General features: G+C 43.1%; 12 protein-coding genes and 1 tRNA gene. 2 read left to right on the top strand and 11 right to left on the bottom strand.

Going from position 1 to position 16,431, the window contains the following annotated elements; genetic code table 11:
- Positions 1-174 precede the first annotated feature (174 nt).
- The 9 genes from HKI82_RS11345 to HKI82_RS11305 form a co-directional block, all read right to left on the bottom strand.
- Complete coding sequence (locus tag HKI82_RS11345) at positions 175-2,532, bottom strand: glycoside hydrolase family 3 N-terminal domain-containing protein (protein WP_171138065.1); 2,358 nt, start codon at positions 2,530-2,532, stop codon at positions 175-177.
- A 353-nt stretch (positions 2,533-2,885) separates the two neighbouring features.
- On the bottom strand, positions 2,886-5,102 hold the full coding sequence (locus HKI82_RS11340) for a glycoside hydrolase family 3 N-terminal domain-containing protein (RefSeq protein ID WP_171138064.1): 2,217 nt from the start codon (positions 5,100-5,102) through the stop codon (positions 2,886-2,888).
- Positions 5,103-5,190: 88 nt separating this feature from the next.
- Complete coding sequence (locus HKI82_RS11335; RefSeq protein ID WP_171138063.1) at positions 5,191-6,267, bottom strand: endo-1,4-beta-xylanase; 1,077 nt, start codon at positions 6,265-6,267, stop codon at positions 5,191-5,193.
- A gap of 86 nt (positions 6,268-6,353) precedes the next feature.
- Complete coding sequence (locus tag HKI82_RS11330) at positions 6,354-7,184, bottom strand: carbohydrate ABC transporter permease (protein WP_042483264.1); 831 nt, start codon at positions 7,182-7,184, stop codon at positions 6,354-6,356.
- Positions 7,184-8,158 carry a carbohydrate ABC transporter permease gene (locus HKI82_RS11325; protein ID WP_102941368.1) on the bottom strand — a complete coding sequence of 325 codons (975 nt, stop codon included), beginning with the start codon at positions 8,156-8,158 and terminating at the stop codon, positions 7,184-7,186. Before HKI82_RS11325 ends, HKI82_RS11330 begins: the two co-directional genes overlap by 1 nt.
- Positions 8,159-8,223: 65 nt before the next feature.
- Complete coding sequence (locus tag HKI82_RS11320) at positions 8,224-9,465, bottom strand: ABC transporter substrate-binding protein (protein ID WP_042483261.1); 1,242 nt, start codon at positions 9,463-9,465, stop codon at positions 8,224-8,226.
- A 9-nt stretch (positions 9,466-9,474) separates the two neighbouring features.
- Positions 9,475-10,533 (bottom strand): ABC transporter ATP-binding protein, encoded by a 1,059-nt coding sequence (locus HKI82_RS11315; RefSeq protein WP_102941366.1) that lies wholly within the window; start codon positions 10,531-10,533, stop codon positions 9,475-9,477.
- Between the two features lie 244 nt (positions 10,534-10,777).
- Positions 10,778-11,863, bottom strand: coding sequence for an AraC family transcriptional regulator (locus HKI82_RS11310; RefSeq protein WP_171138062.1), 1,086 nt, complete (start codon positions 11,861-11,863; stop codon positions 10,778-10,780).
- Positions 11,864-11,924: 61 nt separating this feature from the next.
- Positions 11,925-13,001 (bottom strand): ABC transporter ATP-binding protein, encoded by a 1,077-nt coding sequence (locus HKI82_RS11305; protein ID WP_171138061.1) that lies wholly within the window; start codon positions 12,999-13,001, stop codon positions 11,925-11,927.
- A gap of 566 nt (positions 13,002-13,567) precedes the next feature.
- Between HKI82_RS11305 and HKI82_RS11300 the strand changes: the two genes are divergently transcribed.
- Both HKI82_RS11300 and panF read left to right on the top strand, forming a co-directional pair.
- Positions 13,568-13,861 (top strand): YhdT family protein, encoded by a 294-nt coding sequence (locus HKI82_RS11300; protein ID WP_102941363.1) that lies wholly within the window; start codon positions 13,568-13,570, stop codon positions 13,859-13,861.
- A complete protein-coding gene (gene panF, locus HKI82_RS11295) occupies positions 13,854-15,326 on the top strand; it encodes a sodium/pantothenate symporter (protein ID WP_171138060.1) in 1,473 nt (490 codons plus the stop codon). The genes HKI82_RS11300 and panF overlap by 8 nt, the downstream gene beginning before the upstream one ends.
- A 135-nt stretch (positions 15,327-15,461) precedes the next feature.
- On the opposite strand, the gene HKI82_RS11290 is transcribed toward panF, so the two are convergent.
- Positions 15,462-15,535: transfer RNA gene (locus HKI82_RS11290), tRNA-Gly, on the bottom strand.
- Positions 15,536-15,739: 204 nt separating this feature from the next.
- Entirely contained in the window at positions 15,740-16,279 is a 540-nt protein-coding gene (locus HKI82_RS11285; RefSeq protein ID WP_171138059.1) for a DUF3332 domain-containing protein, read from the bottom strand.
- Positions 16,280-16,431 lie beyond the last annotated feature (152 nt).

Raw genomic sequence — 16,431 nt, 5'->3', positions numbered from 1 at the left:
TGATATCCATTTAGCAATGCGTTTGGATTTGTATTTTGAGTGGTAAAGTGAAGCAGTCAGAATAAGACTGGTAACCGAGCTGGCTTACGCAGATTGGTTAAGTCATGACTACCCCAACATACAACTCTAGGAGAATAGAGCCGACCTCTGGCCGGCTTTGCATTGCTAATGTGATTATTCAGCCGTAACCTCACATACCATACGCCATGCTTCAGGCAGAACCTTAACGTCGCCAACAACGTGAATTCTCTGACGGAAATGTATCTGAGACGATGAAGAGCCGATCATCAGATCAAACTCACCGCCTTCAACAACACGTTGATGATGACGATCAGTAAGATTGAGCATATCAACAGGCAGTTTGAAGGTAACGGTTTTGCTCTCTCCTGCTTTAAGGAATACTTTCTTAAAGCCTTTCAACTCCTTAACCGGACGAACAACACTCGATACCACATCACGAGTATAAAGCTGTACGACCTCAGCCCCATCAACACCGCCTGTATTGGTTAGCGTCACTGATAGCTCAACGGTGTCTTCGAAACCGAGCTTATCTGAAGCCACGTTAAACCCTGAGTATGCAAATTCGCTATAGCTCAAGCCGTGACCGAAATTGAAGCTCGAACCAAAGTGATAGGCAATTGGCGTACCTGCACTCTTAAGCTTGTGATTGTAGAAATACGGTACCGCACCCACGTTTTTAGGAATCGAAATCGTCAGTTTTCCGCTTGGGTTGTTTTTGCCGGTGAAGGTATCAGCAATAGCATCTGCACCCGCCTGCCCCGGAGCCCAACCCAACACAATTGCCGCCGCTTCATCTTCAGCGCGACCTAGATTGTATGGTCGCCCGCCGGTCACTAATACCACTACGGGTTTACCTGTATCCAAGACCGCATCAAGCATTTGCTGCTGCACACCCGGCAACGCTAAGCTGTCGCAATCTGAACCTTCACCCACCGTACCTGTCTGGAATAAACCGGCCAAGTCACCAACACAAACTACAGCGACATCACTCTCAGCGGCAGTCGCAACCGCCGCTTCAATCTGACTAAGATCTTTACTGATAGGCGACTCTGCAGCCTGACCGATTGCCATATCAACGTCCCCAGGGAAAACCGGAGCATTGGCGTGTCGCTCGGTCAGAATGTCACACCCTTTGGCGTACATAACCGAATCAAAGCGTTGTTGAAAGGCTTCCAAAAGCGTCTTCGACACTTTGTCCGTGCTGTCTTCCTGACTCAGAATCAGGTGCACAGGGAAACTATAACCACCGAGTAGTGCAAGCTGATCGTCTGCGGTAGCGCCAATTAACGCCACTTTTTTATCCGTTTTCAGTGGTAGGGTTTGATCTTGATTCTTAAGCAGAACAATTGATTCACTCGCGACTTTGTAAGCAATCTCCTGACTCTTTTCATTGTGCAGAGAAGCTTGAGGAACGTCAGTATAAGGGTTCTCAAATAACCTCATTTCAAACTTTTTACTTAAAATACGAGCAACAATTTCATCAATCTTTTCCATTGAAATAAGACCGCGTTGCAGTGCTTCTGTCAGTTTCGTTGAGCATGCGTCATCGGGCAACTCAACATCTAATCCTGCATTAAAGGAAAGCGCTGCTGCTCCCGCACGGTCTTCAGCAATTGAATGGTGCGAGCTTAACAAATCAATGCCGCCGTAATCCGCGACAATCAACCCATCAAAGCCCCATTTCTCACGCAAAATCTCAGTAAGTAAAAAATGCGAAGCGTGGCAAGGTTCACCGTCAATGTCATGGTAAGCAGGCATGACAGAGCCAGCATTCGCCAGTTTTACAGCCATTTCAAACGGCAGTAAGAATGTATCATTGAGCTCTTTAAAACCTAGATTTACCGGCGCATGGTTACGTGCGCCTTCGCTTGCTGAATGCCCAACAAAGTGTTTAAGTGTCGCCAACAAATCACGTTTTTCACCTTGTAATCCCTTCACATAATGTGTGGCCATGATGCCAACAAGGTAAGGATCTTCACCCAATGTTTCCTCTGTACGTCCCCAACGGACATCACGAGAAACATCCAATACTGGTGCCAGCCCCTGTTTGGTGCCAATCATTCGCGCTTGTCGGCCAATGTCCATTGCCGCTTCTTCAATCAGCTCAGGGTTCCAAGTATGACCATAGTTTAACGACGAAGGATAAAGCGTTCCGCCTTTCGCCATCAGACCGACCAAACACTCCTCATGTGCCATTGCTGGAATGCCAAGTCGCGTCTCTTCAACTAAATATTTTTGCAGCTGGTTTAGTGCTTTTACGCCATTGACCGCGTCAACTGTATGCGTTCCAAGTGGACGAGAAATCTGACCGAGGCCATATTTGAGCTTCTCTTTGACGGTGCGCTCAACGTTTTCACTGGTCATTTCAAGCTCACGCTCTTTATGTTCGCCAGTCGGATCAAGTATCAACCATTGCGCGCCCATTTGAGCCAGTTTTTCTTCAACCGTCATATGTGAAAGCAGGTCGCTCACACGTTCTGCTATCGAAAGAGATGGATTCTTGTAGTTCATATATTTTCCTAACCGATGTGCTGATGACTTTGATAGGATTAATATCTACCAAAATATTGCCTATTTCTTCCATGAGGAACTCAATTACCAAATAATGGAGACCGATTACCAAATATATTGTCGTGTCTTTATTTTTATCAGAGTAATAGTTAAATAAAGCTTTTCTGTTTTTTTAATGTGGTCAAATTAACCATTTTTAATAAATACAATATAAATATTCGTAATAGTGATTTGACGAAATAACGTGATATAGAAAGCTAAGAAACTAAAGGAAGGAATTAAAAAATAGAAAAAGCGGCTGAACACTCAACCGCTTTTGCTTAAGCAACGAAAGCTCTGTAAGCCTTGCTCGCTCAGTGAACCTTGGTAGTTTGTGTGACTTCAAATTCTAAAGTAATCAGATCTTTATCTTTTGACGAAGCACCGACCATTAAACTAAACGTGCCCGCTTCAACGACTTCTTCAAGTTCTGAATTCACCAGTGCTAAATCAGAGAAATTAACCTTAATAGTCACATCAACACTTTGCCCTGCCGGAATATCAACGCGTTCAAAACCACACAGCTGTTTAATTGGCGTGGTGACAGAAGAGAAATGATCATTAAAGTAAACTTGTACAATTTCAGTACCATCAATAACCGACTTATTTGTTACGGTAAGAGACACTTCAATATCGGTATTCGGTTCTATTACTACCTGTTTTAAATAAACATTACTGTATTCAAACTGGCTGTATGACTTACCTTCACCAAAACTAAACAACGGATGTTCTGGCATATCGATATAGCGCTCTTTATGACCAGTAGTATGTGAGTTCTGTGCATGCCACCCCTCATACTTGTTGTAGAAAACAGGTAATTGCCCCACATGATACGGGAAGGAAATGGTCAGTTTGCCCGATGGATTATGCTCACCGAGTATGACTCGTTTTACCGCCTCTCCCCCCTTAGTGCCTGAGTTAAATCCACACAACAGGGCATTCGCATTCTCTGCAACCCAAGGAATTGTCATCGGCTTAGAGGCAACTAAGTTAACAATCAATGGTACGCCCGAAGCTTTGATCTGCTCTAGCATGGCTTGCTGTTTGCCAGTTAGGTCCAGATTCGCTCTGTCATGGAACTCACCATTTTGCGCTAACGTATCCCCTACACAAGCAATGACCACATCGGCCTGAGTCAATGCGCGGGCTAACTCTTCGACCTGTTCAAATTCACTGTCAATACAGTCCGCCCCTTTCACGTATTCAACCTTGAAACCATATTGCTTTGACGCAGCTTGGAACGCCTGTAACGTCGTCACTGCCTGCTCACGGTGAAAACTATCATTTGTAGCACCGGCCTGCATTGAACCAAATGACCAGTCACCTAGCTGCGCAATAACATCATCGGCATTGGGCCCGGTTACCAGCACGGTCAAATCTTTGGTTGGTTTCAACGGCAAAATGCCATCATTTTTGAGCATCACAATGCTCTTGAGGCTTGCTTCCATAGCCAGTTCTAAGTTCTGCGGATTGCCGAATATTTCTTGGCGATCTGGCGAATAGAATCGCATCTCATCGAACAGGCCTAACTCAAACTTTTTCGTCAGAATACGAGCAACGGCGTTGTTAACAACTTCAATGTCCACTTGCCCGTCTTTAACCAGCTTAACCGCCGCTTCATAGAACTCTGCTGTCGACATCATCATATCGTTACCCGCGACCAAAGCGCGATAACACGCATCCTCAATTGTCGGGCTCACTTTCTGCTTAGTGTGCAGCGATTTGACGTTATCCCAGTCAGTAACAATAAAGCCGTCTAATCCCCAATCCGTTTTCGCAACATCCGTCAGCAACCATTTGTCAGTGGTACACGGCAAACCGTCGTTGGAGTGATAACCCGTCATAAGAGAAGCGACTTTTGACTTTTGAACCGCTTTGCGAAATGGTGGAAGGAAAGTCGATTTAAGCTTGCGACGAGACACATCAGCTTCATAGGAGTCTCGGCCACCCGTTGTTTCGCCATAAGCGACATAGTGTTTGGCACACGCGAGAATAGAATCTGGGCTGGCGAAATTCTCCCCTTGGTACCCTTTAACCGTCTCTGCCGACATCTCGCCGATCAACCATGCATCTTCACCATAGGTTTCATTAACACGACCCCAGCGCGCATCTCGCCCAATACAAAGCACAGGTGAAAACGTCCAGTGAATACCCGTTGCACGAACCTCTTTAGCGGCCACTTTTGCCATTTCTCTCATCAGTTCACGATCCCAGCTTGACGAAGCGGAAAGCTGAGTGGGGAAAACGGTCGCATCGTTATCGAAACAGTGACCGTGAATAGCATCAATACCAAAAATAAGTGGGATGCCAAGGCGGGTTTTCGCTGCACGCTCTTGCAAACGCATTGCAGCATCACCGGTACAATGAAGGTAACTGCCTATATGCCACTCTTCCAGTTTATCGGTGTTGCCTTCCACATTCGCTGGAAGTTGAGTCAACTGGCCGATTTTCTCTTCAATGGTCATACGGCTCAATAGGTCAGATACGCGTTCGGCAACCGTCGCGTTTTTGTTCATGTAGGTTTCTGTCATTATTATTTTTTCTCTGTTTTGAAAGAGCCAACCCTTGCGCAGTGGCTCTTTGGCTTCGCCAACAAATGATCGGGCTGGTTTAATCCACTTACTGACTGATTGGTGGTTGATAAGAAAATTCACCTTTGGAGGCAGAAAGCAACGAGCTATAAACGGCCTTGAATGCATTTTTCGCTTGATAGTTCTCATCAAACATCAATGCACGGCCATAACCAGTAAACCAACCTGGCACCCAGCTGTACTTATCGGTTACACCCCAAGTGGTGTACATATCAATCTCCGGATAATAAATAGCAAAATCCATCAAACGACCGAATATACGCGCCTGTGCATCAAGGGAGAAATGACTAGCATTGTCACGGATACGAACATCGATTTCAGTGAAGTGAATCTTAAGACCGAGATGTTTTAGACGATTAATGTTGCGCGCAAGATCTTGTTCACTAAGCGCATGTTCGCCCATCAAATGCAGTTGGAAACCAACACCGTGAATGGGTACGCCCTCTTCCACCATGCCTTTGACTTTACGGTATATGGCATTCGACTTGGCTCCCATCCCTTCGTTGTTGTAGTCGTTATAAAACAGAATCGCCTCTGGGTCCGCTTCATGGGCAAACTTGAATGCAAGTTCCAGATAACGCTCACCAAGCACCTTGTACCAAAGGGTTTCGCGATATGACCCATTTTCATTAAAGCTCTCGTTCACCACATCCCAGTACTTCACTTTTCCTTTATAGTGACCAACCACTGTTTTGATGTGTTCCTCAAGTACTTTTTCCAGCTCTGGAGCGGTCCATTCTTTTTGCGTTAGCCAGTCAGGATTTTGAATGTGCCAAACCAGCGTATGACCTTTCACCTGCATGTTGTGCTGCTGAGCAAATGCCACCAATTCATCGCCTTTACTAAAATCAAAACGATCTCGCTGTGGATGAATGTTCACCCATTTCATCTCATTTTCTGGAGTGAGCTGGTTAAACTGACTGGAAAATGTTTTTGCAAATTCAGGCTCTTTAAGGTGACGCGTTTCTAATGCTGCACCAACATAAATGTTCGACTGTTTTGCTAGTGATTTAAGACTAATAGCAGGGAGTTCAGAGGCTTGAACAGCGATTGGTGGAATGAACGAGCAAGTGGCAACAAACAAGGTTGTAATAGTTTTTTTCATTCTATTTTCCTTGAGAAGTATCAAGTGGAATAAAAAGAGAGCTGCTCAAATCGGGGGTCGATCATGATACAAGCAGCTCTTGGAAATTAGCCCTTAACCGCGCCAGAAGTTAATCCGTCGATTAAACGACGCGAGGCAATAACAAATAGGAACAGCAATGGTAGAACAGCGATACTTGCGCCAATTGACACCGCCCCCCATGGCACCTGACCGGTACCTTGTAACGCACGAAGTGCTAAAGGAACGGTGAACATTTTCATATCGTTCATAACAACCAGTGGTCCCATAAAGTTGTTCCAAGTACCGATGAAGGTAATCAGACCTAAAGTGCCAAATGCTGGCAGAATTAATGGCACGATAATGCGGTAGTAGATTTTGAACTCACGGCATCCATCCATGCGCGCTGCTTCAACAAGCTCTTTCGGAATTGAGCTCGAAATAAACTGACGCATCATAAAGATACCCATCGCTCCACAAGCGGCAGGAACAATCAGCGCTTTAGGATCGTTCATCCAGCCTAGTTGCGACATAACCATTGCTGTCGGAATCATGCCCAGAAACGGTGGAATAAGCATGGTACCCATGATCATTACAAACAACGCATTCTTGAAACGAAACTCAAACATTGAGAACGCGTAGCCAGCAAGAGAACAAAACAGCAAGTTCAGCGCCGTAACCACGATGGCAATGAACAAGCTCAGCGCTAGGTTGTGCCAAAAGTAAGGCAGAAAATCTAACAGCGTGTTGAAGTTCGTCACCAAGTAATCACCAAAGGTAATCGGTGGCGGCACAGATAGAATGCCGGTGTTGGAATGCGACGAGAAAATAAACATAAAGTAAAACGGTGCTAGCATGATAATCGCACCGATAAACACGGTGATATAAGCGATCAGCTTATCCTTTCCCATTGATTTCATTAGTCGTTTCTCCCACCTAATAGTTTGCTATTCAACCATGTTAAACACGCGATGATCATAAATAGAATCCAAGAGATAGCGGATGCAGTACCAAAGTCACTTTCAACGAATGCCGTTATATACATGTGCATCGCCGCAGTTTTACCCGCTTGCTCTATACCACCAGTACCGCCTGTAATAATGAACGGTTCTTCAAACAGTTGAAGGTTACCAATGATGGTGAGCGTCACTGCGAAGAATGCCATTGGTTTCAGCATTGGAAGTGTGATGTGCCAGAACTGCTGGTAACGGTTTGCACCATCGATAGTTGCCGCTTCATAAAGATCTTTCGGGATCGTTTGTAACGCAGAAAGGTAAAGCACCGTGTTCCAGCCAACAAAGCGCCAGAAAACAACAAACGAGATCATGTCTTTAGTATACGCAGGACGAGACCAGTCAACATTCTCAGTTGGGAAGAGCCATGCCAGAACTTTAATGTCCGCAATAGTGAAATTTCCAAGAGAGGTAAGAACCTGGTTAATCATGCCGTAATCACGAGAGAACAACGTAGTGAACACAAGTGAGATCGCAACGGTAGAAGTAATGTACGGAACGAAGTAAATACCAATCACCGTATTTCTCATACGAGTAAAGCTAGTATGAATAAAGTATGCGAGCGGCAGTGCTACTGCATGCTGAGGAATACCGGATTTCAGTGCAATAATAAAGGTGTTGTAAATGGACGATTGGAACCATTCATCTTCAAGTGCGAAAACATAATTCTCTACTCCGACCCATTCCATTGATGCCAATCCTGCAGCAGGCTCCCAGTAATGGAAGGACAGGTATAAAGAGAACAGAAGTGGGAATAAACCGAATGCTCCGAAAATGATAAAGAAAGGGCTGACATAAAGATAAGGAGCGATCTTATTTCCTTTTCTTAGCCAGAAGTTTTTGCGTCTGGCGGCATTAAGGGGACGTGTCATTGTTGTCATAGGACTATTTCCAAAATTGCTAAATGACAAGGGGCCACCGATGTGACCCCGGTACTAACGATTAATTAACGACGACGAGCACGACGTTTAATTTGTTTCTCTGCATCGGCCAGCACTTGGTCAATGTTTGCATCTTTCTCTAGCACTTTTTCTAGAGCATCATTCACCACCTGACGAGCAACTTCGTCGTAGCGGTCAACGGTCAATGCTGGGATGTGCTTAGTTGTTTCACGCCAGTTCAGACGAGCTTTCTGACCACCTAAGTATGCGATTTCTTGATTGAAGAAGTCGTCGTTATGAGTCGAAATAAGCACTGGGAACGCATTGATTTCTTTAAAGCCCGCTAGCTGAATTTCTTTGTCCGTTGCCATAAATTCGATGAACTTCCAGGCTTCTGCTTTGTGCTCTGCTTTTTTAGGAATGGCGTAGAATGAACCACCCCAGCTCGCCATAGCACCGTCTGGAAGTTGAGAAGTACGCCATAATCCTGTCGCATCTGGAGCAATCCAGCCTTGTAGGTGACCACCTAACCAAGCCCCCATCATTTGAACCGAAACCGTGCCGCGACGTAGACTTTCCGTCCATTCGTTTGACCAAGCAGCCACTTTCGCGTCGATTCCCGCATCACGCGCCTTCTTAGCTAAACGAAACGCTTCTTTAAAACGTTCAGAGTTAACGAGGATGTTTTGGTCTTTATCGAAGTAGATGCCTTCGCCTTCTTTAAGGTTTGAACGAATAACAATGTCTTTAATATCTACCGCATTAGCGATCAGGTAGTTACCCGTTTTCTCTTTGATCTTAATACCCGCCTTGATAAACGAGTCCCAATCTTTTAATAGCTCTTCTTCTGTAACACCAGCCGCATCTAAAATGTCTTTACGATAAAAGGTTGCACCCGGACCGATGTCTGCAGGAATTGCAGAAAGAACACCGTCAGAATTGGTTGCTTGCGCAACAGAGTAAGGTACCAATTTATCGGTAAATGCACCGGCACCATAAGGCGACATATCATCCAGACCGCCGCTCTCAATAAACTGACCCACATAGCTGTATTCGATACCCATAACATCTGGAAGGTTCGCGCCTGTTGCAAGTGCCGTTGTCATCGCATTGTGATGGTCGGCATACGCGAGCGTAACAACCTTGACCTTGATATCCGGGTATTTTTTCTCAAACATTGGCACCGCAATTTCTGCCACTTGGTTGAAATTGGGGAATGAAGCAACCGTAATCTCAGTAGGTGCAGCAAACACTGACACCGAAAACACGGAAGCTGCGATAGCAGAAGCAATGATGTTCTTTTTCATGATTTTTCCTTATTGGATTATGACCTTGTCGTTTTTATCAAACACATGAACCTTGTTTTTATCGAAATAGAGTTCAAATTTGTCGTGAATCTTGTCGTCGGTGTAAGGGACTTCCGCAATGATCCTCTTATTGCCAAATGAACATTCGATGTGCTTCACCGCTCCCATTAACTCAACCTGTCTCAGTTGAACGCTAATAGAAGCAAGGTTTTCAGCCTCAATGTTTAGTGGAGTCAGATGGAAATCTTGAGCACGGATACCGACAGATAAAGGTTTAACGTCACCTACACGATCGATCGTTGATTGGAAAATAAATGGCTTAACCGCATCTCCGAGGTTTTCCAATATGTTCATCTCAGGAGTACCGATGAACTTGGCAACAAATTTACTATTTGGATGGTTATAGATTTCTTTTGGCGAACCGATCTGTTCAATAACACCGTTGTTGAGAATCGCAATACGGTCCGCTAGAGTCATGGCTTCAATTTGGTCATGAGTGACATAGACCACAGTGGTTTTTGTACGTTCGTGCAGCAGTTTGATCTCTGAACGCATCTGACCACGAAGCTTTGCGTCTAGGTTAGAGAGTGGTTCATCAAATAAGAATACGTCTGGGCTGCGAACCATGGCTCGCCCCATCGCAACACGTTGACGTTGACCGCCTGAAAGTTCTTTAGGTTTGCGAGACAACAGCGGTGTAAGCTCCAAAACCTCTGCGATTTCTTCAACCATGCGCTTACGTTTTACTTTATCGAAACCCAAGTTTTCGAGCGCGAAAGCCATGTTCTCTTCCACTGTCATATGTGGGTAAAGGGCATAACTCTGGAATACCATTGCGATATTGCGCTCAATCGGGTGAAGTTCATTGACGACTTCATTTTCAATGCAGATCTCGCCGTCTGTTATATCCTCTAGGCCAGCCAACATGCGCAGCGTTGTTGACTTGCCACAGCCTGATGGTCCCAATAAGACAATAAACTCACCATGTTGAATATTAAGATTGATACCTTTAACAACCTCTGTATCACCATAGTTCTTAATCAAGTTGCGAAATTGAACTGATGCCATGTCCCCACCAAAATATGTAATTAATAATTTTCTTAACAACATATTATTCAGGTCACCAATAGTCACAATTACCAATATTTGAGTTTGTAATTACGATATTTTCTATTTGTGATTAATGTCTTCAGTTAAGTTATTCTACGAAACTGTTTCATGGTTTTTTCTTAAAAATCATCAGTTATTTATGGCGTGTATCACATAAAAAAACCAAGTAATAATACTTGGTTTTTTTGAATTTTATTGACCCTTAATTCGATGAGCTTTTTCGATACTCTAGCGGTGTATAGCCAAAGCTTTTTCGGTAAAGTTGATTAAGGTAATTTTGTCCTAAGTAGCCACATTGCCTCGCTATACTGTCTACCGACAGAGAGGTCTCCTTGAGTAGCTGTTTTGACTTATTTAAGCGTAGATTTGATAGGTACTGATGGACCGTCTCACCTTTCAGCTCAAGGAATTTGTTGTCTAACGTTTTTCTAGAAACCTTACAATAATCAGATATTTGCATAACACGTATATTGCGACTGTAATGCTTATGAATATAGACCAAAGCGTTATTGACCACACTATCCGACTCAATCGCTGACTTAGCAGAACTGTCGACATAAAGCTGCTTGGCTTTGTAGATTAACCGTTTACATAAAGGGCGGGGATTTAGCAGAAGTTCAATACACTCTCTGCCTAATTGCTTAGGATTTAGATCTATCGAACTGATTGGAATTGGCGAAATATCTCGCTCTAATTCATCATAATCCGTTCCAATAATTGATACTTTATCCGGCACTGGAATATTATTTTCTATACAGTAACGTATAAATTTTCTGGCCGAACGATCTGTGGTGCAAAATACACCAACTCTATTCTCTGAGGTTGTAATGGCTTCGAGGGCATTAGAGTAATAACAACACCCTAGCTTTAAAGCGAGTGATGAGAAGCTATTTTTTCTCTCCATAGCCCATGGCTGGTAATAATCGCTTAAATCAGAATAGACAGAAACATTGCGAATTCCATCATTGATAAAGTGACCTAATGCGATATCCGCAACATACTGGTTGTCATTGTAAATACACAATATTCCGTCTGGCGGGTTGGTCACTTCAGCATTAGAGAAAATGAGCTTCTTACCTGACAATTGAGAAATAAACTCCTCACAGCCACGCTTATCAAAATCAGCAATCACGTAGTGCCATTTTCTCGATAACAAATAGGTCCCATTTTCTATTGCATCTATATGAATATTGATATTCATATTTAATTCATCGAGCTTAGACTTTACTCCTTTCAATAGCTCTCGATCGTAGTGAATCATGGTATCGATAAGTAGTAATAACTCCATACGTACCTCTTGAATAAAAGTAAAGTTGCCAAAGATTTTAAACCTTAGGCAACTTTTTCACTTAGATAATATGACCTGATTGGTTAAAGACATGGCATCGGTTTGGATCAAAAAATAAGTTCATTGACGTCTTTCCATCCAAATCAAAATCCGCTTCAACTTCTGCAATTAATTTCTGCTGTGCCATTGCTGCATTAATTTGTTGTGTACTACCAAGTAATTCACTGTTCACTACAGAAACATTCAGAGCGATACTGCCTTCACTTTGGTTGGCATGAATATCCGTTGGACGAATGCCCAACGTTACGTTTTCTCCATCCATAGCGTCGTCGAAAGACTTACCCAAATCGACTTTTTGATCACCCAATACAACATGCCAGCTATTCGAATCACGTTGCAACTTACCTTCCATCATGTTCATCGTAGGAGTTCCAATAAAACTCGCGACGAATTGACTCGCGGGTTTGTGGTAAACCTCGTAAGGTGTGCCAACCTGCTCAATTTCACCATCGCGTAGAATAACCACTCGGTCTGCAAGTGTCATTGCTTCAACTTGATCATGGGTAACATACACAGTTGTTTTTGAATACTTGTTATGCAAGCTTTTGATTTCTCGACGCATTGAATTTCGTAATTTAGCATCCAAGTTTGATAACGGTTCATCAAACAAGAACACTTTAGGCGTACGAACCATAGCTCGCCCCATAGCCACTCGCTGGCGCTGACCACCAGAAAGCGCTCTCGGTTTACGCTTTAGCAACGGAGTAAGCTGGAGCATTTCAGCAACGCGATTGACCTCTTTCTCAATCTCAGCCTTCTTTTTGCCTTCCATTTTTAAAGAGAAGCCGATGTTTTCAGCAACGGTCATGTGTGGGTAAAGAGCGTAGCTCTGGAATACCATCGCAATATTGCGTTCTTTTGGATTAAGGTCATTGACCACGATATCATCAATGAGAATCTCGCCGGAGCTGATATCCTCCAGACCAGATAGCATACGTAGAGTGGTCGATTTTCCGCAGCCCGAAGGGCCTAAAAACACAACAAATTCACCGCTCGCAATTTCCAAGTTAATATCCTTAACGATATGCGTATCGCCAGAATAAACCTTGTTCACATTCTTAAAGGTTACTGAAGACATTCTTAATCCCAATATGATTTCTAACATTAACAATCATTCTTGCCATGTTAAATTTTTTCGCCAATTACCTTTTTTCTTAATTGAGTTTTTATATTTCACGATTGAGCCTTGGATCACGCATAAAAAGTCAACTCGTTGATATATCGATTTGATAGATGACCAAGAACACCCAGTTATCCCAAGCTATTTAAATATAAAAAGAACGAATTAAACCTAAATGAATAATAAAACCGCTATTCTACGCAGTCATTTCATCTGTCTACTTTAGTAACTAAAGAATGTTTTTTTTAAATCAGCACTTAATGCTGTAAGGGTATAAGTCGTAAAAAATAAGCGCGAAAATTTAGAATACTCATTTCAAAGCTACCGATTCATGACGAATGAGTACCAGCAAGGCTCAGACACACTGATGTGTAACTATCTTTGCACAAACATTCTTCGTGAGAGCTGTAGACTCACTTAAATGGATCAAATGGGTTTACATTGCCTTTCCTAGCCAATACTCTTCTGCAAAATCGTTTTTAGAGTAGATAGCCTACAACAATAGATTGGCTAAACTGTGAGTTATGAAATCAGAGAAGCAAAGACATTCAGCTTTAGATCGCCAAGCCAAACGAGAAGCCTTATGGGCAATACTTCTCGCTTTCGGTTATTTCGTCTGGTGGTACTGCAGCGCCTACATTTTTTCAGCTCCACAAGGTGAACAACAACTACCCCAACTTTACTGGGGCATGCCGTTATGGTTTCTGTTGTCCTGCGTTCTTGGGCCACTCATATTCACCGCGCTCTGTGCACTAATGGTTAAATATCTTTATAAGAATGTTGACCTCAACAGCTATGGCGATGACCAACATGAATAGTCAACTTATTATCCCTTTGTTCATTTATCTGATCGCCGTTTTCGCATTGGCTTTCCTGACTCAGCGTTATCAAAAAGCTGGAAATTTTCTAACAGAATACTTTGTTGGCAGCCGAAGCATGGGGGGATTTGTGCTCGCTATGACCCTTGCGGCAACCTATGCCAGTGCTAGCAGTTTTATTGGCGGGCCTGGAGCTGCATATAAAATGGGCCTTGGTTGGGTTTTGCTGGCAATGATTCAATTACCCGCAACTTGGCTTACTTTAGGTGTACTAGGAAAGAAATTCGCAATAGAAGCGAGACGCCATAACGCACTTACAATAAATGACATGCTTTATGCCCGATACAAGAGCCGTAAAGTAGTGATTTTCTCTTCACTGGCTCTGCTTCTAGCTTTCTTCGGGACTATGGTAGTGCAATTTGTTGGCGGCGCTAGACTTCTACAAACCGTTTTAGGGATTAGTTATCAGAATGGGTTGCTGATATTTGCGTGTACAGTCGGAATATACACCACTATCGGCGGTTTCCGAGCCGTGGTTATGACTGACACCATTCAAGGAGTAATGATGGTTATTGGCACTGTCATTCTTCTGGTTGGAGTGATTCACGCCGGCGGAAGTCTCGAAAGTCTGGTCACAAAGCTTCATGCTATCGATCCGGCACTGGTTTCTCCATATGGGCCAGATCATTTCATTAGTCAGCCATTTATTTTGAGCTTTTGGATTCTCGTCTGTTTTGGTGTTATCGGTCTGCCTCAAGCAGCCGTGCGATGCATGTCTTACAAAGACAGTACCTCATTACACAAGGGGATGGTGATTAGCACAGTTATGATTGGACTATTGATGTTTGGCACTCACCTGACCGGCGCTTTGGGACGAGCACTAGTACCTGAGGTCGCCAGCCCTGATCAAATTATGCCAACACTAATGATGACCGTTCTTCCACCGATGCTTGCTGGCGTTTTCCTTGCAGGCCCAATGGCAGCCATTATGTCGACCATTGATTCACAGTTGATACAGGCTTCGTCAACGCTGCTTAAGGATCTCTATATCAACTACATCAATCCTCAAATCGTTAACGAAATTAACGCCGACCGTAAGTTAAGTAGAATTTCCCTTTGGACTACAGGCATCTTCGCCAGCTTAGTTTTTGTCGCAGCAACAAATCCGCCTGACATGATTATCTGGCTAAATCTAGTTGCACTTGGAGGTTTACAAGCCGTGTTTTTGTGGCCTTTGGTATTCGGACTATATTGGTCGAAAGCTTCTGCATTTGGCGCGTTATCTTCAATGGTTATTGGGCTTGGAGTTTACATTAGTCTAATTATGATCAAGCCGGATATGGCAGGCGTTCATCCCATCGTCCCTACAATGATTACAGGACTGTGTGCATTTATCATTGGCAGCTTAGTTAAACCTCGAAAAGACGTAAATCATTCATCAATGCCAATCAATGAACAGAGCTAATTTATTTGAAAGCATGATTCTTTAAAAGCATAGTTGTTTTAAAGCATAGGCGAGATGAAAAATTGAAACGGCAAAGCACGCAATAAAGCGCAGTTTTACGAAATCGTTGGAGTGATTAATCTGAGAATAAAGATTTGGAGCGCGTAGCGAGAATCGAACTCGCAGCTTTAGCTTGGAAGGCTAAGGTATTACCATTATACGATACGCGCGCATCGAAAGGACGTTGCTACTATGCCACAGGTTAGAAAAAATGAAACCGTTTTTTTATAAAAAACCGTTTATTTGCATAGTAAGTAAGCAATTGAAGTTAAAGCGGTTAGATTTGCAGCTACCCATGTTTTTTCAAAGTTCATTTAGCGTAAAAAAGCCTCCCATTGGGAGGCTTTAATTAGAAATCGGTAAACTGTTAAAATTTAGATTTTTGAAGTCTGAACATAGTTAACCAGTTCTTCATTAGAAACGGTTGTGATGTATTCGTCGTTCAAGTAAAACGCTACGCTGTCTTCCCCTTTCTCACCACGTAAAATTTTGTGAGAACCGTCTAGATAAGAAATATCCATTTGCATGGTGTTCTCATCGATTTGTTGCATTGTAGCTGACTTAACATCCACATTGTTCGAAAGAGGAACTTCTGTCATTGAAGAGTCTAGTTTGTCATTCACTTTCAACATAGCATCTGCTGGAGTATCAACCACCGCAGGTGATTTACCTGATAATGGGTTTGTACCTGTCCAGAATTCTACCGCGTTAAAAATAAATAAGTCAGCAAATGAAGCGATTGCATAAACAGGCGATAGAAGTAAGAACATACCTTCACGAGCGTAACGGTTATCCACAACTTCTAAGTTGAATTTGCCAACCAAACCTGTGGTTGCCATTTGGCCCATACAGCCAGTTAAAGAACTCACACCTAATGCTGTTACTACTGCTACTTTAATTACTTTACTTTTCATCAAGATCACCACTGAGTTGGATAAAAACTAAGTGTAGTCAATCATTTGCGTATTAGGAAATATCCTAGGCAATATTGACAAAAACCTTACATAACCCAATGAATTTATTTTAAATTTTCAAATACCCAACAGCATATTTTATCGTTTTGATT

Origin of the sequence: Vibrio plantisponsor, from assembly GCF_013041605.1 — a bacterium.
Taxonomy (GTDB): domain Bacteria; phylum Pseudomonadota; class Gammaproteobacteria; order Enterobacterales; family Vibrionaceae; genus Vibrio; species Vibrio plantisponsor.
Note: the sequence above shows the minus strand (reverse complement) of the source record. Positions and strands in the feature narration are given on the sequence as shown.

Excerpts from the sequence above, each read along its gene's own strand:
- HKI82_RS11345 (WP_171138065.1), bottom strand. The coding sequence starts at position 2,532 with ATGAACTACAAGAATCCATCTCTTTCGATAGCAGAACGTGTGAGCGAC.
- HKI82_RS11340 (WP_171138064.1), bottom strand. The coding sequence starts at position 5,102 with ATGACAGAAACCTACATGAACAAAAACGCGACGGTTGCCGAACGCGTA.
- HKI82_RS11335 (WP_171138063.1), bottom strand. The coding sequence starts at position 6,267 with ATGAAAAAAACTATTACAACCTTGTTTGTTGCCACTTGCTCGTTCATT.
- HKI82_RS11330 (WP_042483264.1), bottom strand. The coding sequence starts at position 7,184 with ATGAAATCAATGGGAAAGGATAAGCTGATCGCTTATATCACCGTGTTT.
- HKI82_RS11325 (WP_102941368.1), bottom strand. The coding sequence starts at position 8,158 with ATGACAACAATGACACGTCCCCTTAATGCCGCCAGACGCAAAAACTTC.
- HKI82_RS11320 (WP_042483261.1), bottom strand. The coding sequence starts at position 9,465 with ATGAAAAAGAACATCATTGCTTCTGCTATCGCAGCTTCCGTGTTTTCG.
- HKI82_RS11315 (WP_102941366.1), bottom strand. The coding sequence starts at position 10,533 with ATGGCATCAGTTCAATTTCGCAACTTGATTAAGAACTATGGTGATACA.
- HKI82_RS11310 (WP_171138062.1), bottom strand. The coding sequence starts at position 11,863 with ATGGAGTTATTACTACTTATCGATACCATGATTCACTACGATCGAGAG.
- HKI82_RS11305 (WP_171138061.1), bottom strand. The coding sequence starts at position 13,001 with ATGTCTTCAGTAACCTTTAAGAATGTGAACAAGGTTTATTCTGGCGAT.
- HKI82_RS11300 (WP_102941363.1), top strand. The coding sequence starts at position 13,568 with ATGAAATCAGAGAAGCAAAGACATTCAGCTTTAGATCGCCAAGCCAAA.
- panF (WP_171138060.1), top strand. The coding sequence starts at position 13,854 with ATGAATAGTCAACTTATTATCCCTTTGTTCATTTATCTGATCGCCGTT.
- HKI82_RS11285 (WP_171138059.1), bottom strand. The coding sequence starts at position 16,279 with ATGAAAAGTAAAGTAATTAAAGTAGCAGTAGTAACAGCATTAGGTGTG.